The 23,606-nt window shown below is 69.4% G+C and carries 21 protein-coding genes; 8 read left to right on the top strand and 13 right to left on the bottom strand.

The window, feature by feature from the left end; translation table 11 throughout:
• Positions 1 to 95 precede the first annotated feature (95 nt).
• The 3 genes from ACF08M_RS39475 to ACF08M_RS39465 form a co-directional block, all read right to left on the bottom strand.
• Positions 96 to 1,349 (bottom strand): ABC transporter substrate-binding protein, encoded by a 1,254-nt coding sequence (locus ACF08M_RS39475; RefSeq protein ID WP_392190136.1) that lies wholly within the window; start codon positions 1,347 to 1,349, stop codon positions 96 to 98.
• 44 nt (positions 1,350 to 1,393) lie between these two features.
• The gene (locus tag ACF08M_RS39470; RefSeq protein ID WP_392190135.1) at positions 1,394 to 2,653 is read right to left on the bottom strand and encodes a Gfo/Idh/MocA family protein; all 1,260 of its coding nucleotides are present in this window, start codon (positions 2,651 to 2,653) and stop codon (positions 1,394 to 1,396) included.
• A gap of 259 nt (positions 2,654 to 2,912) precedes the next feature.
• Positions 2,913 to 4,076 (bottom strand): ROK family protein, encoded by a 1,164-nt coding sequence (locus tag ACF08M_RS39465; protein ID WP_392190134.1) that lies wholly within the window; start codon positions 4,074 to 4,076, stop codon positions 2,913 to 2,915.
• A gap of 155 nt (positions 4,077 to 4,231) precedes the next feature.
• Here ACF08M_RS39465 and ACF08M_RS39460 point away from each other — a divergent pair, with 155 nt between their 5' ends.
• The 3 genes from ACF08M_RS39460 (at position 4,232) to ACF08M_RS39450 (ending at position 8,186) form a co-directional block, all read left to right on the top strand.
• Positions 4,232 to 6,814 (top strand): hypothetical protein, encoded by a 2,583-nt coding sequence (locus tag ACF08M_RS39460; RefSeq protein ID WP_392190133.1) that lies wholly within the window; start codon positions 4,232 to 4,234, stop codon positions 6,812 to 6,814.
• 219 nt (positions 6,815 to 7,033) lie between these two features.
• Positions 7,034 to 7,240, top strand: coding sequence for a hypothetical protein (locus ACF08M_RS39455; RefSeq protein ID WP_392190132.1), 207 nt, complete (start codon positions 7,034 to 7,036; stop codon positions 7,238 to 7,240).
• 4 nt (positions 7,241 to 7,244) lie between these two features.
• The gene (locus tag ACF08M_RS39450; RefSeq protein WP_392190131.1) at positions 7,245 to 8,186 is read left to right on the top strand and encodes a GNAT family N-acetyltransferase; all 942 of its coding nucleotides are present in this window, start codon (positions 7,245 to 7,247) and stop codon (positions 8,184 to 8,186) included.
• Between the two features lie 426 nt (positions 8,187 to 8,612).
• Here the strand turns inward: ACF08M_RS39450 and ACF08M_RS39445 are convergent, their stop codons facing one another.
• From ACF08M_RS39445 to ACF08M_RS39425, 5 genes are all read right to left on the bottom strand, one after another.
• On the bottom strand, positions 8,613 to 9,437 hold the full coding sequence (locus tag ACF08M_RS39445) for an enoyl-CoA hydratase/isomerase family protein (protein WP_392190130.1): 825 nt from the start codon (positions 9,435 to 9,437) through the stop codon (positions 8,613 to 8,615).
• A gap of 194 nt (positions 9,438 to 9,631) precedes the next feature.
• The gene (locus ACF08M_RS39440; protein WP_392190129.1) at positions 9,632 to 10,135 is read right to left on the bottom strand and encodes a lipocalin-like domain-containing protein; all 504 of its coding nucleotides are present in this window, start codon (positions 10,133 to 10,135) and stop codon (positions 9,632 to 9,634) included.
• Between the two features lie 66 nt (positions 10,136 to 10,201).
• On the bottom strand, positions 10,202 to 11,326 hold the full coding sequence (locus ACF08M_RS39435; protein ID WP_392190128.1) for an aldehyde dehydrogenase family protein: 1,125 nt from the start codon (positions 11,324 to 11,326) through the stop codon (positions 10,202 to 10,204).
• The gene (locus tag ACF08M_RS39430) at positions 11,320 to 11,778 is read right to left on the bottom strand and encodes an aldehyde dehydrogenase family protein (protein ID WP_392190127.1); all 459 of its coding nucleotides are present in this window, start codon (positions 11,776 to 11,778) and stop codon (positions 11,320 to 11,322) included. Before ACF08M_RS39430 ends, ACF08M_RS39435 begins: the two co-directional genes overlap by 7 nt.
• A complete protein-coding gene (locus ACF08M_RS39425; RefSeq protein WP_392190126.1) occupies positions 11,775 to 12,404 on the bottom strand; it encodes an isochorismatase family cysteine hydrolase in 630 nt (209 codons plus the stop codon). The genes ACF08M_RS39430 and ACF08M_RS39425 overlap by 4 nt, the downstream gene beginning before the upstream one ends.
• A gap of 172 nt (positions 12,405 to 12,576) precedes the next feature.
• Here ACF08M_RS39425 and ACF08M_RS39420 point away from each other — a divergent pair, with 172 nt between their 5' ends.
• On the top strand, positions 12,577 to 13,167 hold the full coding sequence (locus ACF08M_RS39420; RefSeq protein ID WP_392190125.1) for a TetR/AcrR family transcriptional regulator: 591 nt from the start codon (positions 12,577 to 12,579) through the stop codon (positions 13,165 to 13,167).
• A 120-nt stretch (positions 13,168 to 13,287) separates the two neighbouring features.
• Here ACF08M_RS39420 and ACF08M_RS39415 read toward each other — a convergent pair whose 3' ends face one another.
• From ACF08M_RS39415 to ACF08M_RS39400, 4 genes are all read right to left on the bottom strand, one after another.
• Complete coding sequence (locus tag ACF08M_RS39415; RefSeq protein WP_392190124.1) at positions 13,288 to 14,550, bottom strand: IS701 family transposase; 1,263 nt, start codon at positions 14,548 to 14,550, stop codon at positions 13,288 to 13,290.
• Between the two features lie 711 nt (positions 14,551 to 15,261).
• The gene (locus ACF08M_RS39410) at positions 15,262 to 15,564 is read right to left on the bottom strand and encodes a muconolactone Delta-isomerase family protein (protein WP_392190123.1); all 303 of its coding nucleotides are present in this window, start codon (positions 15,562 to 15,564) and stop codon (positions 15,262 to 15,264) included.
• 473 nt (positions 15,565 to 16,037) lie between these two features.
• Positions 16,038 to 16,649, bottom strand: a complete 612-nt coding sequence (wrbA, locus tag ACF08M_RS39405; protein WP_392190122.1) for an NAD(P)H:quinone oxidoreductase — start codon at positions 16,647 to 16,649, stop codon at positions 16,038 to 16,040.
• A gap of 617 nt (positions 16,650 to 17,266) precedes the next feature.
• Positions 17,267 to 18,328, bottom strand: a complete 1,062-nt coding sequence (locus ACF08M_RS39400) for an NAD(P)H-dependent flavin oxidoreductase (protein ID WP_392190121.1) — start codon at positions 18,326 to 18,328, stop codon at positions 17,267 to 17,269.
• Between the two features lie 155 nt (positions 18,329 to 18,483).
• On the opposite strand from ACF08M_RS39400, the gene ACF08M_RS39395 reads away from it, so the two are divergent.
• From ACF08M_RS39395 to ACF08M_RS39385, 3 genes are all read left to right on the top strand, one after another.
• Positions 18,484 to 18,636 (top strand): hypothetical protein, encoded by a 153-nt coding sequence (locus tag ACF08M_RS39395; RefSeq protein ID WP_392190120.1) that lies wholly within the window; start codon positions 18,484 to 18,486, stop codon positions 18,634 to 18,636.
• Between the two features lie 16 nt (positions 18,637 to 18,652).
• Entirely contained in the window at positions 18,653 to 19,294 is a 642-nt protein-coding gene (locus ACF08M_RS39390) for an HAD-IA family hydrolase (RefSeq protein WP_392190119.1), read from the top strand.
• 494 nt (positions 19,295 to 19,788) lie between these two features.
• Positions 19,789 to 20,907 carry a PP2C family protein-serine/threonine phosphatase gene (locus ACF08M_RS39385; RefSeq protein WP_392190118.1) on the top strand — a complete coding sequence of 373 codons (1,119 nt, stop codon included), beginning with the start codon at positions 19,789 to 19,791 and terminating at the stop codon, positions 20,905 to 20,907.
• Positions 20,908 to 21,319: 412 nt separating this feature from the next.
• Here the strand turns inward: ACF08M_RS39385 and ACF08M_RS39380 are convergent, their stop codons facing one another.
• Positions 21,320 to 22,498 carry a YbfB/YjiJ family MFS transporter gene (locus ACF08M_RS39380; protein ID WP_392190117.1) on the bottom strand — a complete coding sequence of 393 codons (1,179 nt, stop codon included), beginning with the start codon at positions 22,496 to 22,498 and terminating at the stop codon, positions 21,320 to 21,322.
• A 143-nt stretch (positions 22,499 to 22,641) separates the two neighbouring features.
• On the opposite strand from ACF08M_RS39380, the gene ACF08M_RS39375 reads away from it, so the two are divergent.
• Entirely contained in the window at positions 22,642 to 23,499 is an 858-nt protein-coding gene (locus tag ACF08M_RS39375) for a LysR family transcriptional regulator (RefSeq protein WP_392190116.1), read from the top strand.
• Positions 23,500 to 23,606: the final 107 nt, after the last annotated feature.

Genomic DNA, 23,606 nt, shown 5'->3' with positions numbered 1-23,606 from the left:
GGGCCCGGGGTCCGGGTGCGGACGGGACCGCCCCAGGGAGGGATGCGCGGGCCGGGGTCCGGGTGCGGCCGGACCCGGCACCGCGCCCGGTCGGTTCAGCGGCCGAGCATCGCCTGGGCGGCCTTCTGCGCGGCGTCCAGCGCCTCCTGCGGGCTCTTCTTGCCCAGCAGCGCCGCCTGGATCTCCGGCGCGAGGACGCCCTGGACCTCACGGGCCTTGTCCTGGAGCGGGCCCACGGTCATGGTCGGCAGCGTGGCGCCGACCGCCGTCTGCAGGGCGTCGCCCGGGTACAGGTCGCCGCCGGACTTGCGGGCCGGGAAGTAGCCCGCACCCTTCTGCAGACCGGCCGCGTTCTTCGACTCGGCGACGAAGTTCAGCCAGTCACCGGTGTTCTTCCTGTCGGCGCCCTTCAGCATCGACAGCGCGCCGACCGTGCCGTAGCCGACCGACTCCACGTCCTTCAGCGGCGGCTGGACGACGATGTTCTCCTTGCCCCAGAACGGCTCGACGTCCGCCGGGGTGTTCTGCCAGGTGCAGGCCACCTTGCCCTTGGCGGTCGGGGTCTGCTCCAGCTTGGGCGTGGTGGTGACCAGGTCCCTGTCGGTGTAGCCGCCGTCGACGAGCTTCTTCAGATACGTCAGCGCCTTGACCCCGGCCGCGTCGTTGAAGATGACGGTCTTGCCGTCCTCGGAGAACACATCGCCGCCGGCCTGCCACAGCAGCGGGTAGAAGGTCATGTTCAGGGTCTGCTGGGTGTCACCGCCGTAGCTGGTGGCGTAGTAGCCCTTCTCCTTCAGCTTCGGGGCCAGCGCCTCCAGGTCCGCCCAGCTCGTCGGGTAGCTCTTCTCACCGATCGCGGCGAACACCCGCTTGTCACAGATCAGCGGATTGGCGCTGGTCAGGACCGGGGTACCGAGCGCCTTGCCGTCGATCGTGACGGACTTCAGCGCGAAGTCCGTGTAGTCCGACCTGGCGTCGGACGGCATGTACTCGTCGGCCGGGACGATGTTCTTGGCGTACTTCGGCAGCTGGTCCGGGATCAGGTAGACCGCGTCCGGGCCCTTGCCCGAGGCGATCGCGGTGGCCAGCGCGGTGTCCCGGTTGGCCCACGGGAAGGTCTCCACCTTCACCCTGACGCCCGAGTGCTCCTTCTCGAACGCCTTGACCAGGCCGTCCCAGTACGCCTTGTTCCTGGCCTCGTCGAAGATGACCGGGTACGTCCACATGGTCACGGTGTTGCCGTCGCCGCTGCCGGAACAGCCGGCCAGCACACCGGCGGCGAGCGCGGTGGCCAGCACGGGGGCGGCGACGGCGCGGACTCTGGAACGACGGGCGAGGAGACGGGACATGAGGCGGTCCTCCGAGGACGTGAGAGTGGGACGAGGAAGAGGTGTCACTGGGCCGGGACCGTCTGGACGGTGCCGGTATGCCGGGCACGTTCGGCGGCGAACGCCGCCAGATGACTGCCGAGCGAGGTGGCGGGACCGGAGCGGACCGCCCCGGCGTCACCCGTGGCGACGGCGTGGACGAAGGCATCAACCAACGCCGTGTCTCCGCCGCCGTGTCCCTCGGCGGCGTTGGAACCACTCGTGTCGACCTCGTGGACGGTGACCTCGTCGGTGCGGAAGTCGTGGACGGTGACGCGCTTGCCGTCGCCGCGCAGCCAGCCGTGCGAGCCGAAAATCCGGGTCTGGCGGTCGGTCTGTTCGGTGAAGGCGACCATGGTGAACGTCGCGGTCATGCCGCCGGACAGCTGCATGGCGAGGACTTGGTGGTCGACCACGTCGTTGTCGACGCGGTAGGCGCACAGGCCGTACGGGCCCTCGCGCAGCGCGGTCAGCAGCTCGGTCTCGTCCGTGGAGTCCGTGACGTGGGTGACCGGCCAGACGGAGCCGTGCTCGCGCAGCGTCGGCACGTACAGCTTGAGTGCGGAGTAGGGGCAGCCGTCCTCGACGACGCAGTCCAGGCAGCGCTCCGCGGCACCGGCCGGGGCGTTCTCGGGCCGGAAGTGTTTGAGCCCACCGAAGCTGGCGACCTGCTCGATGCGCTCCCCGGTGACGTAGGAGATCCAGTCCAGGTCGTGGCAGGACTTGGCGAGCAGCATCGGCGAGGAGTCCTTCTCGCTGCGCCACGGCCCGCGCACATAGCTGTGGGCGTAGTGCCACCAGCCGACGGGCTCCAGGTGCTCGACGCTGACGAGTTCGCCCAGCACGCCCGAGCCGGCAACCTCCTTCACCAGGTCGGTGTAGGGGGTGTAGCGCAGGACATGGCAGACGGCGAAGAGTACGCCCGCCTTCTCCACGCCCTCGATGAGGGTGCGGGTCTCGGCCTCGCTGGGCGCCAGTGGCTTCTCGGCGAGGATCGCGTACCCGGCCCGCGCCAGCGCCAGGACGGGCTCGACGTGATTGCGGTCCTGGGTGGCGACGATGACGGCGTCGGCGATGGCGTCCCCCTCGACGAGCGGCCGCCAGTCGTCGAACTCGAGCTCCGCCCCGGCCGCGGCGCGGGCCGCCGGCCGGGGATCGGCCACGGCCACGAGGCGGGCGCGTTCGGGGTGGGCTTTGATCCACGCGGCATAGGTGAGGCCGCGGTTGCCGGCGCCGACGAGAGCCACGCGGACGGGCCGATCGGATATCGGAAGGTGCATGGACATTCCCAAGAGCTCCCTGGAGGTGAAGGAGAGGCACGCGACGGACAACGCGTACGGTGGGGCCGGGAGGCGTCTCCTGCGGCGATGCCTGGACGCGGAGCCGTCAACGGTTACCGGGTGCGGAGAGCTGACAGGGGCCAGCTGCCGATGCATACGGCGGGTACTGGGGCCGCCTGAAAGCCGGAAGGCGGACCGCGCAGCGGTCTCTGCGATCCAGAACACGGGCTGCCCGGGTCGATGACGGAAGGTCCGGAACGGCCGTTCACGGGCGCGCCGCCGTGGGCCGCCGGTTGTGCGCGAGATACGTCGTCTCGACGTGCTCGACGGCTCGCCAGATGGCACCGAGCGCGACCCGGTCGTCGCCGAGCGAGGACGGCTGGAGATCGGGGACCCGGATGCACAGCGGCTCCAGACGGTTACGGAGGCGGGGCAGCAGGACGTCGGCGGACTGGGCCAGTCCCCCACCCAGCACGACCCGTTGCGGGTCGACGGTCAGCACCATGGCCGCGAGGCCGAGGGCCACGTCGCTGGCGTAGCGGTCGACGGCGCGCACGGCGACGGTGTCGCCCCGGCGGGCGGCGGCCAGCACATGGGCGGCGGCGTTCCGCGGGGGTACGTCGGACGGGACGGCGGGACAACACGCCAGGCGGGTGGCGGCGGTCGCCCAGGGGGTGACGGGGAAGCTGCCGATCTCGCCCGCCGCGCCGCCGTATCCCCGGTGCACCCGGCCGCCGATGATCAGTGCCGCGCTGAGGCCGAGACCGGCGTGGATGTAGACGGCGTCCTCGATGTCCCGTGCCGCACCGAGGCGTTGCTCGGCGAGTGCGGCCAGCCGGGTGTCGTTGTCCACCAGGACCGCCCCGGCGCAGCGTTCGTCCAGGTGCTCGGCGAGCCGTACGCCGGTCCAGTCGGCGGCCGCTCCCGCGAGTACGACGTCTCCCTCCGGGCCGACGACGCCGGTGGTGCCGGCGCTGATCGTCCAGATCCGGTGGGCGTCGATTCCCGCGTCGTCCAGGCACTCGGTCATCACGTCGCCGATGACGGCAAGCCGGTCGGCGCGCCGGATGTCCGGCGGCACCGTTCGGCGGGCCGTGGTGACGACCGTGCCGCAGAGGTCGGCGAGCACGGCGAGGACGCTGTGGGCGCCGATGTCCAGCCCGAAGACGTAACCGGACTCGGCCCGGAACCGGTAACGGCGGGCCGGCCGCCCCACCGCGCCGGGCGCGGGCGGGACTTCGGCCGCCCACCCCTGGTCGGTCAGCTCGGTGGCGAGGTCCTCCGCCGAGGCGCGGGAGAGACCGGTGAGCGTGGCCAGCTCGGTCAGCGTCACCGGCGCGCCGGCACTTCTCAGCGCCTGCAGCGCGCCGAACGCGTTGAGCCGACGCAGCTGCGCCAAGTCACCGCCGGCGGGTCGGGATGTGTCCATGTACTCCTCTTGACGTCGTTTCAGCCGTAGGGATTAATCAGAGAGTCCACGAAAATATTGCAATGGTCAAGCGTCAGGAGGACGCTGAGGTCGCTCAAGCGCGCGAACAAAACGCCCACTTTTTTGGAAGACTCTCATAATCTGGAGGGACCACGGTGCCCCGAAAACGCCCTAGACCGCTCCTCATCCTGCTGCTCGCCCTGACCGTTCTGATCGCGGGTCCTGCGCCCTTGGCCGCGGCCCGGGGAGGTGGCGGCACCAGTAAATCGGCACTGGACCGGACGTGGTTCGGCCCCGAGGCCGACCTCGGCGTCCAGCAGGAAACGGTCTCCGTCAACGACGCCGTGGTGGGCACGGAGGACGGCCGGCCCACGATGTACACGACGGTCTCCGCCGAGAACGCGATCTTCAACGTCATCGACATCCGGGACAACCGGCTGCTGCGCTCGTTCACGCTGCCTGGCGTGCAGCAGTCCTGGCGGCATGCGATCGGCCCCGACGGCACCGTCTACGTCGCCGCCATCACCGGCGGCCAGACGGGAGAGCTGTGGAGCTACAGCCCGGCCGACAAGGAAGTGCGCAAGCTCGGCACCGTTCCGGGCGAGAAGTCGCTGTGGTCGATGACCACGGACCCGGAGGGCAATGTCTGGATCGGCACCTTCCCCAACGGCAAGGTGTTCAGATACGACCCGCGGAGCAAGGACTTCCACGACTACGGGCAGATGGTGCCCGGCCAGCAGTACGTGCGTTCCATCGCCTACCACGACGGATCCGTCTACGCGGGCGTGGGCTCCGTCGGTGACGTCATCCGGCTCGACACCGCCACCGGTACGAAGACGAAGATCTCCGGCCAGGTCCCGGCGCTCCTCGGAGTGGGGCCCCAGGAGGTGCCCTTCGCCTACGACATGGCGGTCGTCGACGGCTGGCTGTTCGTCAAGTTCGCCGACCCGCAGATGAAGCTGCTCTTCTACGACCTCGACGCCGGCAAGTGGAGCGACAAGTCCGTCGGCAAGAACACGCCTTCCGACGCGGGGGTCTTCTCCTTCAACCAGCTTCAGTCGCGGGACGGGAAGGTGTACGTCGCCAACAACCGCGAGCTGTACGAGATCGACACGGCGACGCTGGAGTCCCGCTCGACCGGAATCGCCTTCGGTACCTCGCTGCGCGGTGCCGCCTGGATACCGCTCGGTGATCCGGACCTCCCCGGGACCTCGCTCGTCACCCTGCAGTCGGGCGGCAGGATCACCGCTTTCGACATCGCGTCACGGCGGAGCAAGGCGCTGCCCTCGGTGGTGCAGGGCGCGCCGAACCCGCTGCACAACCTGGAGGCGGCGCCGGACGGCACGCTGTTCATGAGCGGCTACCCCGGCGGCACCGGGTCCCGATTCGACCCGCGCACCGGCCGCACCACCCGCTTCCCGATGGGCCAGGCCGAGGGCATGGCGGGCCTGGGCGACACGATGTACTTCGGCATCTACCCCGGAGGCATCATCTCCTCGGCGAAGCTGGACGCGGCGACCCCGGCCGTCTCCGAGAAGTTCCGTCTCGGCTCCGGACAGGACCGGCCGTACGTGATGAAGGCCCACGACGGCAAGCTGCTCATCGGCTCCATCCCCGACTACGGAAAGCTCGGCGGCGCGCTGACCATCTACGACCCCGTCGACGGGGAGAAGAAGACCTACCCCGGCATCGTCCACAACCAGAGCGTCGCCGGGCTCGCCCAGCGCGGCGGACGGATCTACGGCTCCACCACCGTCTACGGCGGTCTGGGGACCGACGCCACTGAGTCCGAGGCCAAGATGTTCGTCTGGGATGTCGCCGGCGAACGCAAGGTCAAGGAGTTCACTCTCGGCCTCCCCGGCCTCGACAGCCCGAAGATGATCAGCGGTCTCGGCTTCGGCCGCGACGGCCTGCTGTGGGGCGCGGCCGACGGATTCCTGTTCGCGATGGACCCGGACACCCTCCGGGTCGTCAAGTACAAGAACGTCTACCCCGAGGTGAAGAAGTACGGCATGTGGCGGCCGGTCTACCTCCGCTGGGGCGCCGACGGCCTGCTGTACACCACCTTGGCCGGCAAGCTCACTGTTGTGGACCCCAGGACCATGGACCACGTGACACTCGGCGACTACGACGAGGAGGTCGCCTTCATGACCCTGGCCCGGGACGCCGACGGCCACGAGAACATCTACTTCCTCGGCAAGACGGCGCAGTCCCGGCTGCGGATGATCCCGGTGCGCCACGGCCTGACCGGCGCCGTGGCCGTCGACAACGCCGGCTTCGAGGTGGCGCCGCTGGACGACGGCGCCGTCCCAGGGTGGAAGGGCGGTGGCGCCCTGTTCGCCCTCTCCCAAGAGCGGGCGTACACCGGCAGACGCAGCATGAAGATCGTCGATGCGGCCCGGAGCGGCCCCGAGGCGTCGGCGGAGCTGACCAGTGAGCCGGTGCCGGCTGCGGCGGGGGCGTACTACCGGGCCCGTGGCAAGGTATACATCGAGGACGGAAGCACCGACGATTCGGTGCTGCTGCTGAGCTTCCTCGACAGGGCCGGCCGGCCGGTCGGCCGGATGGCGAGCGCACCGCTCCGCGGCGCGGACCAGCGGCGGTGGATCGACGCGCAGGCGAGTGGTACAGCTCCGCCTGGTACGGCGTCGGTCCGCGTCTCGCTGTACTCGTCCGCGTGGAACCTCATGACCGGATACGTCGACGCGGTGAGCCTTCAACAGACCAGGCGTGGGTGACACCCACGCGCGGACACCGGGCCACGGCGACCGTACGCCGTGGCCCGGTGTCGTCGATGCGGCGCTCAGCCCTCGCCGTCGGACTCGCACCGCACGGCAGCACCGCCAACACCCTCGCACTCGGCACGGTCCGGACCCCGATCGGCGGCGTGTTCCCCCTTCGACCGCGATGCGTTCGAGACGGCCTGCCGGGAGCGTATTCCGCTCGGCTGCTACTCGGTGCCCGACGAGAACGTGGGCGCGCTGCGACTGCTCGCCTCGGACTCCGGGGCGTACATCAGCGGGGCCCGGGTCGTCGTGGACGGCGGCGTGCTCGCCGAACAGATGCACCGGATGCGCTTCATCTGCCCCGCCGCGTACGCGGCGTACGACGACGCCCAGCTCTGCCACCCTTTGGGGGCCGGGTCAGCACAGAAGGAAACTTGACGCCATGACACACACCTTGCGCACTCTCGCCCCGGCCGACGAGGCAGCCGTGCACACGCTATGGGCGATCTGCTTCGACCCCCCGCACCTCCCGGCGCTGCACGCCCTGGACCCCGACCGCCACCGGCGGACCTTCGTGGCCGCGCGCGGTGACACGGTCGACGCCGTTGTCTGCTACGTGCCGCGGCAGCTCCGCGACGCCCGCGGCCGGGTCGAACGGGTGGGCGGTATCGGCAATGTCGCCACCCGCCCCGAAGCACGGGGCCAGGGCCTGGTTCGCCGGCTGCTCACCATGGCCGCCGAGGCCATGACCGCCGAGTTCTGCACATGGTCCCTGCTGTTCACGGACACTCCCGGGGTCTACGAGCGCTCGGGCTGGACCGGCTTCCGCACCTCCTGGGTTGAGGGCCCGCTCACCACTGTTGGCCCACCCGAGCCCCGCTTCCGCATCCGTGCGGCCACCCCGGCCGACGCCCCGCGGCTGGCAGAACTGCACGCCGGATTCAACGCCGCACGCCCACTCACCGCGGTGCGGACGGCCAACGACTGGATCCACCGCGTGCCCGCCTGGTACGGCCCCGGCGCCGAATGGCTCATCGCCGAGGACAACGGGGGGACGGCAGTCGGCTACACCGTGACCCAGCACATCGGCGAGACCGTCGAGGTCCGCGAGTGCGCGGTGACGGAAGCCGCACCGGCGGCCCTCGGTGAGTTGCTCGCCGCGGTGGCCCGCCGGGCCCGTGCGGCGGGCGCCGCAGTCGGCCGGGCCCACCTCCCCGAGGACCCAGCCGTCCGCGCTGCCCTGCCCCGGCTTCTCGCCCAGGATCAGGCCCGGGAGCGGACGCAGGCGGTGGGTATGGCCCGCCCGCTCCTTGCCCCGCCGGAGGCGATACGCGCCACGCTGCAGGCCACGGGAGCAACCCACTGGCATGGCGACTCGTTCTGAGCCAGCAGTCCCAGGGCCCGGTGTATTTTCCTGCCGTCCACTCAGCAGGGCACGTCACCGGGACCTCGGCCGGAACCGGGCGCACTTCGACCTGAGCCCCACCCTGTCCGGTTTCGGTAGTCGGGCGGCAGGGGTGCGCAGAGGGGATGTCAGCGCCCCGACCACGTCTCGATGTGCGTGGTGGCCCGCGTGACCGATCCCATGTGAAGGGCCGCAGTCGCCGCCCAGGACCCCGAGCGCATCAAACCGTGGGCCGGCACCGGCTGCCGTCGAACCGGGCTGCCCAGCTCCTGCAGAGACCGGCCTCCCGCCTCTGCCTTACGCCGCGGCTCCGGTATGGGTCGGCCAGTGGTGATGCGGGCCGATGCTCGCCAGGTTCCCGAGCGGTGCTGTCGGCATCCTGGACGAGTTCTTCGGTGCGTGTCGTCAAGAGGAGTGGGCCACGTGTCGGCCGAGGTCGCGCTCGACGCCGTCCGGTCGCTGGAGGCCGCCGTCGAGGAGCCGCTTGACGCGGTGGGCGTTCTCCGGTCGGCCAAAGGTGCGGAAGAAGGCCGCCAGTGCCGCCCCGAACTCCTCGGCGGGAGGCTGAGTGACCGCGTCGACCAGCGACTTGGTCTCTCGCACCGCCACCTTGTCGAATCCGGCGATCCGACGGGCGAAGGCATCGATGAACTGCTCCAGTTCGCCCTCCGGCACGACACGGTTGACGTAGCCGTAAGCCGCCGCGAGGTCGGCGGGGAAGTCGTCGGCGCCCAGCAGGATCTCCAGGGCTCGTCCCCGGCCGAGAAGGCGAGGCAACCGGCCAGTGGGATTCCCTCCGGGGACCGCTCCGACGCCCACCTCGAACTGTCCGAGGATGGCGGCCGGTCCGGCGAAGCGGATGTCAGTCGCCAGGACGAACTCGCTGCCGGCGCCGCGGGCGCGGCCGTTGATCTCGCTGATGGTGACGGCGGGCACCTTTCCGAGCCGGTGAAGGTTGTCGGCGAAGGGGTGGAGGCCGGAGGGGGCCGGCTTCATAGCGGCCACGCGGGAGCGGTCCGCCAACATGTCCCAGTGGGCCATGAAGAAGTCCGGGTTGGCGCTGCGGAAAACGACGACGGTGAGATCGGGGGACTGCTCCATGCGGGTAATCAGTTCCGCGAGCTGCTCGATGGTGTCGGGGTCTATCAGGTTGATCTCGCCGTTGGAGAAGGTCACCCTCCAGTAGGACGGGCTGATCTCTTGGACGGCGAACTGCTCGTGGGTGCTCATGAACTCGATCCTTACTGGCGGTTGCGAGGGTGCGCTTCGGGCGGAAGGCCCGTTTCCGAGGGAAATGTATTGAGGGTGTGATGGCTGACGGTCGCCTTCACGAGCTGCTCACGCGGTCGAGGTCGGGCAGGTGCGTCGCGTGCGTACGCAAGGAGACAGAGGCGACTGTGCCGGGTGTACCTCGAGGGAGGGGCTCAAGCGCGGCCGGCAGTCGGGCCGGCCTTGCTCCAGGTGAGTTCGGCTGTGCGTTCCGCACCCCACAGGCGGGTGGGAGCGGCGGCGCTGAGCTTGAGGAGTGAGCCGTCGAAACTCACCTTCCGGACCTGGGGCCGTCCGATCCAGTTCGGGAAGAGGCTGGTGGTGACGTGGTGTTCGACGGTTGTGGGGTCGACGACTTCGAACGGTCCGCCGTAGGCGACGTAGTCGGCCGCTGCATGGGCCAGTTCATCGGTCGATGCGTCCTCAAGACGTGCTGATCTCAGGGGTGGGCGGTCACCGCGCCCCAACTGGGCGGACATGTATCCCTGGGGTGTATAGACGATCAGGCCGTAGGGGGTGGGGCCGAGGGGGTGGATGACCTTCCCGTCGGTGCTTCTGGCGGCGTAGGACACGAGTTGCCATGCGCCGAGCAGCTTCTTGCGGACCTCTTCATGGGCCTTGCGTTCATTCCCTGCGGCCGCTTGGCCGGTGGTGGTCATGGATGAGGCTCCTTTCCTTGCAGGAGAGCGAACAGGCCCGTGCGGTTGAGCGAACGGGCCCTAGGGTCAGTACCGGGTCGGCTCTCCGTCGACGAGCCGCCACAGGTGCAGCGGGTTCGCCTCGCGCAGCGGTTGCGGCAGGAGGTCGTCGGGGAAGTTCTGGTAGGTGACCGGACGTATGAACCGCTCGATCGCGCCCATGCCCACGGAGGTGAAGCGGCTGTCGGAGGTGGCCGGGAACGGACCGCCGTGGGTGGAGGCGTAGGAGACCTCCTGCGGTATCGAAAAGGCGTTGAACACGATGCGGCCGGTACGGCGCTCCAGTATCGGCAGGAGCTGTTCGGCGGCGGCACGGTCGGCGGCCTCGGCGTGCAGGCTGGCCGAGAGCTGTCCGCGGAAGGCACGGGCCACCTCAAGCAGTTGATCCAAGCCGGTCAGCCTGACCAGCAGGATGGCGGGGCCGAAAATCTCTTCGCGCAGGGCGGGGTCGGCCAGCAGTTGCTCACCGGTGGCCTCGTACAACAGGGACTGGCCGTCCCACGCGTGGGCCGGCACCGGTCCTGCGCCGATCAGGGTGGCGCCACCGTATTCCATGCGCTGCGCGTTGCGGACGTAGGAGTCGTGGATGCCGGGTGTGAGCATGGTCCGTGCGGCCACCTTCTCCACCTCGGCGATCGCTGCGTCACGCAGTTCCTGGAAGCCGGGCCCATCGATGGCGAGGAGGATGGCGGGCTTCAGGCATGCCTGCCCGGCGTTGTACATCGCACGTTGGACCAGGCCGCCGCCGGTCTCCGCGCCGCGCGCCGCCAGGGCGGCGGGCAGTACGAAGGTCGGGTTGACGCTGGTCATCTCGGTGAACACGGGGATGGGGTCGGGACGCTGCTGGGCCCGGTGGTAAAGGGCCATGCCGCCGCCCTCGGAGCCGGTGAAGGTGACCGCCCGGACCAGAGGATGGTCCACCAGCGCCTCACCGATCTCATTGCCGGCGCCACGGACGAGGGAAAAGACGCCTTCGTGCAGTCCCGCCTCGGCGACGGCCTCCTGGATGACACGGCCCTGGATCTCGGAGGCACCGGGGTGTGCGTTGTGGGCCTTGATGACGACGGGGCAGCCTGCCGCCAGGGCTGAGGCGGTGTCACCGCCCGCCACTGAGTAGGAGATCGGGAAGTTACTGGCGCCGAAGATCACCACGGGCCGAGTGCCGCCTTCTGCAGCCGGTGGTCCATGCGCGGTGTGGGCTGGCGGTCCGGCTGCGCGGTGTCGATGGCCACCTGGAGGAAGCGGCCCTGACGGACAGCGGTGGCGAACTTGCGGAACACGCCGGCGGTCCGTACCACCTCGCCCTCGAACTGGGCGGTGGGCAGGCCGGTCTCCAGCGAGGCACGGGCGGCGAGTTCGTCCTTGACCGCCTCGAGCTTGTCTGCGACGAGGCCGAGGAAGGCGGCTCGCTCGGCCGGCCCGGTGTGGCTGTAGCTGTCGACGGCCTCGTCGGCAAGGCGGACCGCGCGGTCGACCTCGGCCGCGCCGCCGAAGGCGAACTCCGGCTCGATGAGTTCTCCGACAGCCGGGTTGAACGCCTTCATCGTTCCCGCGGTGGCGGGCACACCGGCCGCTCCGATCAGCAGATCTCCGGTCAGTGTCATGCGCGCGCTCCCTTGAATGCGGCGGTGAGCTCGTCCGTGGTGGTGATGGAGTGGGCGTAGGTGGGGCCGTTCAGCTCGTGCGCGGCGTGCATCATCTCGGGCAGGAACGCCGCGGTGGCATCACGCACCAGCGTCACGTGGTAACCCAGTTCCATGGCGAAGCGGCCGGTGGACTCGATGCAGGTGTTCGCCAGCAGGCCGACGACCACCACGTGGGTGATGCCGTGCTGCTTGAGCTGGAAGTCGAGGTCGGTGTTGGCGAACCCGCTCTGCCCCCAGTGCTCCTGGACCACGATGTCGCCGGCCTGCGGCTGGAAGTCGGCGTGGAACTGGCCGCCCCAGGTGCCGCGGGCGAAGCTGTGCCGCTCCATGATGGCGCGCTGGGTGGGGTTGGGGTGATCCCACCTCTCGTAGTCACCCGGTTCCCAGCGACGGTGGGGAACGAACACCATGCGGACGCCGCTCTCGCGGGCGGCGGTGACCACGGTGCGCAGGTGCTGCAGCAGGCCCACCTCCTCCGCTACGGGCTCCAAACGCGGCCAGATCTTGCCGCCCTCCGACAGGAAGTCGTTGTAGGGGTCGACCAGCAAAACGGCGGTGTGACGGGGGTCATTGGTCCGGGACACGGTTCAGCTCCCATCTGGATTACGAATAACATCCAGATTCAGGATGATGGCCGACATCCTGAAAGTCAAACGAACAGCACCGAATCGCCCGTACGAGACAAGGGCGTATGATGCACATCATCCAGTTTGCGCGGTGATTGCGCTGCGCCACTCGACGGAGGGCAGGGCTGGCATGGGCCACTCGCAGTCGGAGAAGGCGGCGAGCCGCGAACGAGTGCTGCGGATCGCGTCCCGCAAGGTCCGCGCCGAAGGCGTCAGCCGCCCCGGCATCGCGGACCTCATGAAGGAGGCCGGGCTCACGCACGGCGGCTTCTACAAGCACTTCGACTCACGTGACGATCTGATCACCCAGGCGGCTGCCGCCGCTCTGGCCGAGGGCTCGGCAAAGATGGAGCGGGCCGCCCGGAAGAACGATCAGGACGCACGAGCCGGTCTCATCGAGGGCTACCTCGCGAAGCGACACCGCGACGGGCCGGCCACCGGCTGCGCACTGGTCTCCCTCGGAGCCGCCGCCGGGCGCGGCGACCAGCACTTCAAAGAGGCATATGAGAAGCAGGTCCACACGTATCTCGACCTGATCGCGGGCCTGGACGACAACGCCGCAGATGCCCGGGGCGAGGCGATGCTCACCCTCAGCGCCCTGGTCGGCGCCGTGCTCATATCCCGGGCCGTGGCCGACGAAGAATTCTCCGACGAACTACTGGAGACAGTCGCCGAGCAACTCAAGCGACACACGTCGTCTCCCCCACCGCTTGACGCCTAGTAGGGCTTTGTTAGGTTCTGTGGTGGGGTTCGGGGGGTGCTGCGGGTTGGCCGCATATCGAGCAGGCGCCGGTCCAGGTGGCCAGGAGTGCCTGGAGTTCGCGGAGGACCGCGTAGAGGGTCAGGCCGGCGCAGGGGCTTTTGGGTCGTTCCTGAGCAGGGTGCAGAAGGCTTGGGCGAGGGAGGCAAGGGTTGCGTGGCGGTGCCAGCCGAGGTAGTTGCGGCCTTCGAAGTGGTCCAGGCCGAGACCATCCTTGAGCTCGCGGTAGTCGTGCTCAACTCGCCAACGGATCTTGGCGATTCGCACCAGCTCGCGTAGTGGGGTGTCGGCAGGCAGTGTCGAGAGCCAGTAGTCGGTGGGCTCGGCGCAGTCGGGTGGCCACTGGACGAGCAGCCAGCAGTCGGGCAGGGAGCCGTCGGCGGCCCGGCGGATGTGTCGGTTGGCCGGGCGGACCCGTAGGGCCAGGAATTGCGAGCGCATTTCGGCGTTCGGGTTGTGCTTGGTGGCCTTGCTGCCCTGGCGCCAGGTGACGGTGCGGGTGGCCGTTTGTCCGGCTGTCAGGGCCAGCGTGCGCAGGGTGGTGTGTGGCTGGGGGTAGGCGGACACGGGTGGGCGGCCGTGCCCGGAGTACGGCGGGCGCTCGGGCGTGGCGTCGCCGGGGTGTGCGGTCGTGGTGGCTTTGACCGCGACCGCGTAGGCCAGGCCGCGCTCGGTCAGGCCCTCGCGAAAGCCAGTGGCGTCGCCGTATCCGGCGTCGGCGACGACCGGCAGGTCAGGCAACTCCCAGTCCTCGCGAACCTCGTCGAGCATGTCCAGGGCCAGGCGCCACTTCTCCCGGTGGCGAGCAGTCTCGGGGATGCCGGCCTTGGCACGGCGGCGTCGGACCGCCTCGGCCAGCAAAGCGTCGTCGCCGTGTTTGGTGTCGTCCCAGCTCTCGGGCAGGAACAGGCGCCAGTCGACGGCGGAGGAGGCACGGTCGCTGACCAGGTTCACACTGACCCCGATCTGGCAGTTGCCGCGCTTGCCCAGCGCGCCGCAGTACATCCGTGCCACCCCCGGCGAGTCGTAGCCGTCCTTGGGGAAGCCGACATCGTCGATGGCGTACGCCTCGGGCGAGATGTGCGCCGCAGCCCAACGGGCCAACCGTTCCCGGACCTTGGAGTAGTCCCAGGTGGAGGAGGAGACGAACTGCTGGAGCTGCTGGTGGTCCACGCCCAGGCGCTCGGCCATCGGCTGCATCGACTTGCGCTTGCCGTCCAGCATCAGCCCGCGCAGATACATCTCGCCCTTGGCCCGCTGGTCCCGACGGACCAGCGAGCCGAGCATCTGAGCCGCGAACGCCTCCAGGCGCGGACGGACCTCTTCCATCTCCTCAGGTGTCACACCTGAAAGAAGATCACAACCCTACTCCTGCTTGATCATCCGGGGTACCTAACAAAGCCCTACTAGTGTGATGCGCCAGAAATGCGGCCATGGAGCTGTTGGACCGCGAGGATGCGCCCACGGCACTCTTCTGCACCAACAACCGCATCACGCAGGGCGCTTACCGGGCGCTGCAACGCCCGGGCACCAGCACCGCGCCCGCAGGCTTCGACGACTTCGAGAGGGCGGACATGCTGCAGGTACCGGTCACCGTCGTCTCGTACGACGCGGACGAAGGTCGGCACCCAGGCAGCCGAGCAGGACATCCCCGGCCAACTGCCGTGTTTCCAGTACCTGGTAGTCCGCCGTCAACCCGGGAGGCTGGGAATCGCAGTATCCCGCGCCTCCCTGATGGCCGACGACGCAGGGACGAAGTACCTGGAAGATGACGCCCTCGGTGAACAGGTGAACATGAGGCGACCTGCTGCGGTTCGTGTGCGTCGATCCCGGACTTCCACCGGTCCATGACGCCACACGGGACCGAGCCCTGCACTGCTGTGCTGTTCATCAGGTCCTCCTCTCGTGAAGGGGCCGCACGGGCGGCACCCGATGGCGAGCGTTGCCTCGCCCGTGGAACATGCCTCCTGCCTGGACAACGGCATCACGCGGGGGTTGATCCAACATTGCTCCCTGCGGCCGCCGCAGGGAGCAATGGACACGGAAATGCCTGGGCTAGGCGGTGCAGCCGGTCGGGCCCGGGTCGTTGGGGTGCGGCTGTACGGCGGTGACCACTGCGGTCATCCAGGGCCACAGGGGCAGGGTCCCAAGGACTTTCTCGCGCAGGTCCGCTTCATTGTCGGCACGCCACACGCCGATACTGCGGAGCTCACCCACAGGGCGCCACAGCCGGACCAAGTGGCCCGTGGAGGCAAGCTCCATCGCCCGGACAGCCTCATTGGCGCGGCGCCGGCTGACCTCGGCGGGGTCGGTGCCCTCGGGCACGGTCGTGGTGAGCGTGACCAGGAACTCCTTCATAGCCTTTCCTCTCTCGGTTCTGTAAGGGGCCTCCGGGCGGTCGGAACCGTCTGTGAGAGGCATCGTGCGACCCCCGACGCGGGACAGCCTGCACTGCTTCCGATGGGAAGGCCGGCGGGTATCCACCGGACGGGAGGCTCTGTCGTCGCGGTGAGCACGCGGGCCCGGGACCCGCGTCGCGGTGAACACGAGGGCCCGGGGCCCGTGTCGCGGTCGGCGCAGCCGATGGCGGGGGCGTAGAGGCCAGTACTGGCCGGTGCAGGCCGCTTCAGCGGTACGCACGGCAAGGTGTGGAGCCATCTGTCATCGCCGGCACCCGCCCTGCGACCGACCGCGGAAGGACCTCCTGCGAAGGGGGTCGCGGGTCTGGTGCCGCCGGCAGGAGAGTGTTCGCAGTCCGGCTGCCAGCGGCACCGATGTGGCCTGTCAGGGCCACCGGAGCGGCGCCGACATGCCCGTGTTCAGCGGGCTGATCAGGCCGCGGCCTTGAGTCCAGCGGCAATCTTGATTGCGCGTTCGGCCTGGATGCGGGCGGCGGTGCGGGTGGTGTCGTCGACCGGGTTCGCGCCCTGGCCGTCGACGTGGGAGGTGCCGTAGGGGTTGCCGTCGGTGAACTTGGCGGGGTCGGTGAAGCCGGGGGTGACGGTGATGCCGCCGAAGTGGTGGATGGAGTTGTAAAGGGCGAGCAGGGTGGACTCCTGGCCGGCGTGCGCGGTGGCGGTGGAGACGAAGCCGCTGTAGACCTTGTCGGCGAGCTTGCCCTGGGCCCACAGGCCGCCGAGGGTGTCGATGAACTGCTTGAGCTGGGAGGAGACATTGCCGAAGCGGGTGGGGGTGCCGAAGATGACGGCGTCGGCCCACTCGATGTCCTCGGGGGTGGCCTCGGGGACGCCCGCGGTGGCGGCGTGGTTGGCGGCCCAGGCGGGGTTGGCGTCGATGGCCTCCCGCGGGGCGAGCTCGGCAACCTTGAGCAGGCGGACCTCAGCACCGGCCTTGAGGCCGGCATCGCGGAGCTCCTTGGCGATCTCGGTGATGGTGCCGGTGGACGAGTAGTAGACGACGGCAAGCTTGACTGGGGTGGCCACGCGGGCTCTCCACTTCATGGGGACTCGGTTTCGTTTCATGGGGGACTTCGTACAGTCGGAAAGCCGACCGGTCGACTAGATTAGTCGACCAGTCGGCTAGTGGCAAACGGTCAGAACCGTCAAACGTGAAGGCCCGGGCGAGGAGTCATCCGCGCCGCCTGGACTCCGGTCCCTGCGGAACCGCCCAACCGTCCGCTGCGACCCGGTAAGGCGGCCGGCGAGGTGCTTACGCGTGCCGCGCCAGGAGCCCTCGACGCCTGCGCACATGCTGGCGGCTGCAGGCTGCCCGTCGGAGTACGGGGCCGGTGGACAGGGGCTCCTGCGGGAGAACGGCTGCCCGGCCTCCAAAGCGACCGCAGCCCCCTCGGCACCGTCGTGCCGGACATCCTGCGACCCGACCCGACCCGACCCGACCGGGTCGGGTCGGGTCGGGTCGGGTCGGGTCGGGGAAGTCTCACCGATGACGTCTCCGGTGCCGCACGGCCTTCGTGGCCAATGGACAGGTCAGTGCGTACGGACTGCCACCGCGCGCCCTGCTGACCGAATTCCTCCGCCCCGACCTGCCCCAGAAGTCACCACCGGTCACACTGTCTCAGCCACACGGAGGACCGGTCCTTTCACACCCGGGAGCCCAAACGGCGGAGGATCTGTGCGGCGGGCTCAGCCGTCGCGTGGCGGTTGCCCGTTCCCGCCCACAGGTTGATCCGCTCGGGATCGTTCGCGGCTGCTGCGGCGCTGCGCATCGGGCTTGTCAAGTGGTGCAGGGCAGGGTAACCGTCCGGCGCGAGGCCGCTGTACCGGTCGGTGAAGTCGTTGCGCAAGGCTCGCGCCGGGCGGCCTGTGAACGCCCGCGTCACCACGGTCCGACGGCGCGCCGGGTCAGCGAGCGCGGCCCGGTAGGGAATCGAAGTCCCGGCTTCGTCGGCGCGCAGCAGGACGGTGCCCACCATGACCGCCGCAGCCCCGGCCGCAAGCGCTTCGGTCGTAGTGTCCGGTGTGGCAATGCCACCTGCGGCGACGAGGGGCACAGACACCTCCTCCCGAACCGCCCTCAGCAGGTCGGGCAGGGGCACAGCGGCGGGCGTGCTCTGCGGGGTCCACGTGCCTGAGTGGCCTCCCGCGGCTGAAGCCTGCACAGCCAGTACGTCGGCGCCCGCTTCCGCGGCGGCGCGCGCTTCCACCGGGGATGTGACGGTCTGGACGACCAGTGTTCCGGCCGCACGGAAGGCCGCGATGACGGCCGGTCCCGGGAGGCCGAAGGTGAAGCTGACGACGGGTACCGGGCGGGAGAGCAGGAGATCGATCTTGTCTGCCCAGTGGTCGTCGTCCTCGACGATCCGGGCTTCTGTGACGTCGAGACCGTAGACCCGGGCCTCCGGCGCGATCGCGCGGGCGAAAGCGCGGAATGCTCCGGGGTTCACCGGCGCGGGCCGGGGAGCGAACAGGTTGACCCCGAATCCGACGCCCGCCGCGCGAACGCGGGCGATCTGCTCCCCCAGGGTCTCCGCGGTCTTGTACCCGCCGGCGAGGAAGCCGAGGCTGCCGGCAGCGGCCGCCGCGATGACCAGTTCGGGTGTAGTCGGGCTGCCTGCCATCGGCGCTGCCAGAACCGGCATCTCAATCCCAAGATCAGCGAGCGGCGAAGTCATCAGAAGTCTCTTTCCCGGGAGTTTCGACACGACCGCCGGAGTCCGGCGGTCGTGGCCCGCGACAGCCGGAGGAGGCCGGCGCGGGGTGCGTTGTCGCAACACCCTGAAGTATTGTCGACCGGTCGACTAAATCTTAGTGTCAGTGACAAGTGCCGGTCGCGCAACTATCTGCGAAGAAGGTCATCATGAGCGTTCCCGACCAGGAGGCCGCCGTTATCACCGGTGCGTCGCAGGGCATCGGCGCAGGCCTGGTGGACGCCTACGGATCCTGGAATCGGCTACGCATCCGCCCGCACCCTTTGAACCATTGCCCACGGCAGACTCAAGAAGCCCTTTGACACTTGGAGTTTCCCCTTGTCCTACCGGACCGGTCTCATCCTCGACTTCGGAGGCGTGCTCACAACCCCCCTCCTGCCCGCCGTGCTTGCTTTCGAGAAACGCGAGGGACTGACCGAGGGCGCCTGCCTCACCGCTCTGTACCTGAACGAGAAAATGACCCGGCGAACCCACGACCTTGAGCGCGGCACCATCAGCCAGTCCGAGTGGAACCTCCATGCCGGCAAGGCCATCGGTGTGGCGGACGACAACCTCATCGGCCGCATCTTCGCCGATCTGCGTTCGGAGCCTGCGGTGATCGGGGCGGCGGCGGCCGCCCGGCGTGCCGGCGTGAAGGTGGGCGTTCTGTCCAACTCCGTCGGCCTGCACCCGTGGAACCTCTACGACGGCTACGACTTGGAGAATCTCTGCGATGCCGTGGTCATCTCCGAACACCACCGGATGCGCAAGCCGGAGCCCGCGATCTTCGAGCTCGTACTGAAGATGCTGGAACTACCGGCAGAAGCCTGCGTGTTCGTGGACGATACGGAGCAATATCTCGCACCGGCAGTTGAGTTGGGATTCGCAGCAGTGCATGCGGTCAAGCCGGAGGACACTGTTGACCAGCTGGAGGCGCTGCTCGGAGTCTCCCTGCGGGAAGGACCCGGCTGCGGCTTGTAATGAGCTGGAACCGTTGGTCTGTCCACGTGGTGGTGCAGTGAATGCCTCGCGCGTGGAAGTAGCCGCGGACGATGTGGGGTTGGCGTGGCGGCGCGTAGGAATCGACGGGTCCGGTGGGCGAGGTCGTCTGCCGAGCGGGCGCGTGAGTTGAGTTCACCCCCAACGACGTCCCCGCGCTGAACTGACCACGGACAGCCGCCGCTCGAAGCCCGCACCCGGCCAGTGTGCTCACGCGCCTGGCACGGCCTGCTCGTGCTGCGCACGCACCCGCCATTGCGCCTGCGCCGCTGGTGGGCGCGCCACGCGCTGCCGGCATCCGAGGTGCATCCATGCCTGCCGTGCATGGCGGCAACTCAACCGGCATTTCACAGGCGATCCACACGCTGCCTAGCGTGAGAGGCGGCCGCTGAACGCGACCAGGAAGGCACCCAATCATGCAGCTATCAGCCCCGCCACGTACGCGAGCGGACTCCCATGGGCCGATCGTCGCCCATATGAACTATTCCGGTCGATTCTGGCTCCGCGCGGGCGGTCTCCGGGAGGAGCTGGCGCTCCTGGCGCCCCTGGCGCTGACCGCCATCATCACCGTGCTGGCCTTTGTGACTCCCAGCAACGTCCGCTTCAGCCGCTTTCTCTCGGTCGCCCCCGCTCTCGCTGCCTCGGTGTGGCTAGTGGTCGGAACGGTGGCCATCGGCGTGCTCGCCGCGGTCATCGACGTAGTGATCGCTGTGACCGTCGGCCATCCGGGTGGGTCGCAGACATACTTGTTCACCTTCGCAGTGATCACTGGGGTTACCGCCGCGGCCGCCTACGCCAGCCATGTGCGCCAGCAGCGGGAGCAGACCCTCGCCGACGTCCGCTCCGTCGCCGAGACGACCCAGAAAGTCCTGCTGCGCCCCATGCCGCACCGCCTCGGCCGGTTGGACATCGAGGTCCTGTACCGGGCCGCCGCGGCCCAGGCCTGCGTCGGCGGCGACTTCTACGAAGCACTGGAGACAGCCCACGGCGTCCGACTGATCATCGGAGACGTGCGCGGCAAGGGCCTCCCTGCGGTTGGCATGGCTTCAGCGATCGTCGGCTGCTTCCGGGAAGCCGCGTACGACGAGCCGGACCTGGCACGGCTGGCACGCCGGCTGGACGTGAGTACGAGCCGCTACACCACGCTGATGCCCGGCGATCAGACGGAGTACTTCGCCACGGCTCTGCTCGTCGAGATCCCCGGCGACGGATCGGCCGTCGAAATCGTCAACTGCGGACACACCCCTCCGCTGCTGTTCGGCGCGGGAGCGATCCGCGAGGTCATTCCCACGGCGCCCTCACCGCCCATCAACATGGGCGCGCTGCTCGGGGAGGACTACCGCATCGACACCGTCCCCTTCGCCGACAAGGACCAGCTGCTGCTCTACACCGACGGCGTCACCGAGACCCGCGACCACACCGGCACATTCTTCCCGCTGGTTCAGCATGCGGGCCAGTGGGACGCGGGCTCCCCGTCCCGACTGCTCGAGCAGTTGCACAGAGACCTGGTCCACTACAGCCGCGGCCGTCTCAACGACGACATTGCGGCCATCGCCGTCCGTGCGGCGGCCACCACGGCGCCGGCCAGTGTGTGAAACGGGCCGGGCGGTCGTTCACGCCGCCCGGCTGCCACTGCATCCCCGCCCCTTCAAGGGACTGTCGAGGCGGGTGTTCCCCCGACTGCACCCCGGCCTGTGGAATGGGCCGGCCTCGATCACGCCCGCTTTCCTGGAACCGCTCGGGCTGCTGCACACAGAGCGCGTCCAGGGCAGCTTCCGGGTCCTGCCCGTGTTGTGCGCAACCGGGTGCGGAAGGCGGGCCCGAAGGCGTCGTGCCAGTCCTGGCCCGGCTCCCACGAGGTGTGGGTGAGTGGGCCGCCGGCGCGCGGCCGCCGTGACGAGTGCGGGTGTGCTCGGTCCGCCAGCCATCGACGCGACGCGGACCGGGAGGTCGATTCCGAGATCGGACAGCAGTCTGCTCCTGACAACTCCTCCTGGGGTACGGGTGTCAGGCCGTCGAGGCGACGGGATCGAGGTGGTGCGGAAAGCGGATGCAGACGGCGGCGGCCGCGACTCCGGCGATTGCGACCATGGTGCTGCCCAGCAGGAGGGCCTGGTGGTAGCCGTGACGCAGCAGGGGTGCGGCCAGCAGCGGGCCGAGGATCTGGCCGGCGCTGTATCCGGCGGTCAGCAGGGCCACGGCGCGCGGCACTTGCAGATGAGTGCCGATCGACAGGGCGATCGTGCTGACGCCCATGAATGTGGCGCCGAACAGCACGGCGGAGACCAGCGCCGGGGCAGCGCCGTCGAGCAAAGCCGGCAGCGCGATGCCGACCGCCTGGATGCTCAGCGAGGTGAGCAGCAGCACCGGTCGCGACCAGCGGCGTGCCAGGCGGGTCCACAGGGCGCAGGAGGGCAGGGCGGCGAGTCCGACCACGATCCAGGCGCCGCTGCCGAGCCAGCCCTGGATGCCTTGCTGGATCGCCGCGACCAGGAAGGTGCCGGCGATGATGTAGCCGATGCCCTCGAAGGTGTAGCTCGCGAACAGGGCGATGAACCAGCGGTGGGTGCGGGGTCGTTCGGCCGGACCGGCGGCTTCAGCGGCCTCTGTTTCCGGTTCGGACGTGAGGGGCCAGGCGACGGCCGCGAGCAGGGCCGCGAGCGCGGCGCAGGCCCACCAGGCGGCCTGCCAGGTGGCCGCCGTCTGCACGACCACCACCAGCAGGCCGGACAGGGCGATCCCGGCGCCGACACCGCCGAAGGCCCATCCGGCCATGTGGTGTGCGTGCGCCTGCAGGCGGGAGAGCATGGCGCTGACGGCGATCACGAACACCAGCGCGCTGGCGGCGCCGGCCACCAGCCGCAGCACGAACCAGGCGGTGCCGTCGTGCGTGGCCGGCATGAGCGCCAGGGTCGCGATCGTGACGGCCAGCGAGCCGCGCAAGGTCGCGGCCGAGCGTACGACGGCCGGAACGGCGATGCTGACGAGGGCACCCGCGAGGTAGCCGATGAAGTTCGCGGTGGCCAGGCTTGCTCCGAGCCCCGAGGACAGACCTGCCTGGGCGTGCATGAGCGGCAGGATGGGGGTGTACACGAACCGGCCGATCCCCATACCCGCGGCGAGCGCTGCCGCGGCCTGGGCCACGATTGTCCAGGGGGAATCCCTGAGCGGGCGGGTGGGGGCCATTGGTCGTGCTGCTCCTGGTGTCATGATCACTTTTCCTCGGCGTTCAGCGGCCACCAACCACGCTAGACAGCCCGCGAACGCTTGTGAAATGCCGGTTAAGCTGCTGCTATGCACGGCAGGCATGGATCCGAGAAGGGGGCACGATGAGCATGGACGTCGAACTCCGTCACCTGCGGGCCTTCACGTCTGTGGCACGGCACCGGTCCTTCTCCCGGGCAGCCGAGGAACTGCTGATCACGCAGCCGGCCCTGAGCCGTACGATCGCGCAGTTGGAGGGCAACCTGAACGTCCGCCTCCTCGACCGCTCCTCCCGGCACGTCGAGCTGACGGCCACCGGCGCCGAGTTCCTCCTCCACGCCGAGCGTGTCCTTGCCACCCTCGACCAGGCCCTGGCCGTCGTGCGCCACAAGGTCACCCTCCGGCTCGGCTTCAGCTGGCTGCTGCCCGACCCCTGGGCCCAGCAGGCGGTGAGCCACTTCGAGCAGGACACCGGAGCCTCGGTCACTCTGACCCGCACCGACGATCCCCTTCAGGCTCTGCGGCAGCGCGCCGCCGACATCGTCCTGGTCCGCGGCGACTTCGACCCGCCGAGGGCAGCGCGCACGGTGCACCTGTACGACGAACCGCGCATCGCCGTCTGCTCCGAGCACTGCGATCTGGTCCGTCTCGGCCACCTGGGCTGGGCGGACGTCCAGCACTGGACCCTGGTCGTCAACACGGTCAGCGGCACCACCGGCCCCTGGTCCTGGTCCGCGGACCAGCGCCCGGAGCAGATCATCGAGACGGCCAACTACGACGAATGGCTTGAGACGGTGGCCGCCAACCGTGGCATCGGCATCGTCCCCGAGGTGGCGCAGCGCCGCGCCCAGCACCCCGCCCTCCGTTTCATTCCGCTCACCGAGGCGCCGCCCAGCCCGGTCAGCCTTGTCTATCTGCCCGACGTTCAACGGACCCTGGTCCGCCGGTTCCTGGACGCCGCCGTAAGGGCAGAGCACGAGTGAACCGACGCCCCCCGGGGGGTGCCTCTATGTCGTTCGTCAATCCCGCGCTGTCGGTTTTGGGGGTGTGGGTCCCGTTCATGGGGCGAGGGTGACGGTGGGTGTTCGGG

It is taken from the genome of Streptomyces sp. NPDC015032, from assembly GCF_043080425.1.
GTDB lineage: Bacteria > Actinomycetota > Actinomycetes > Streptomycetales > Streptomycetaceae > Streptomyces.
This window is presented reverse-complemented; position numbering and strand designations above follow the sequence as displayed.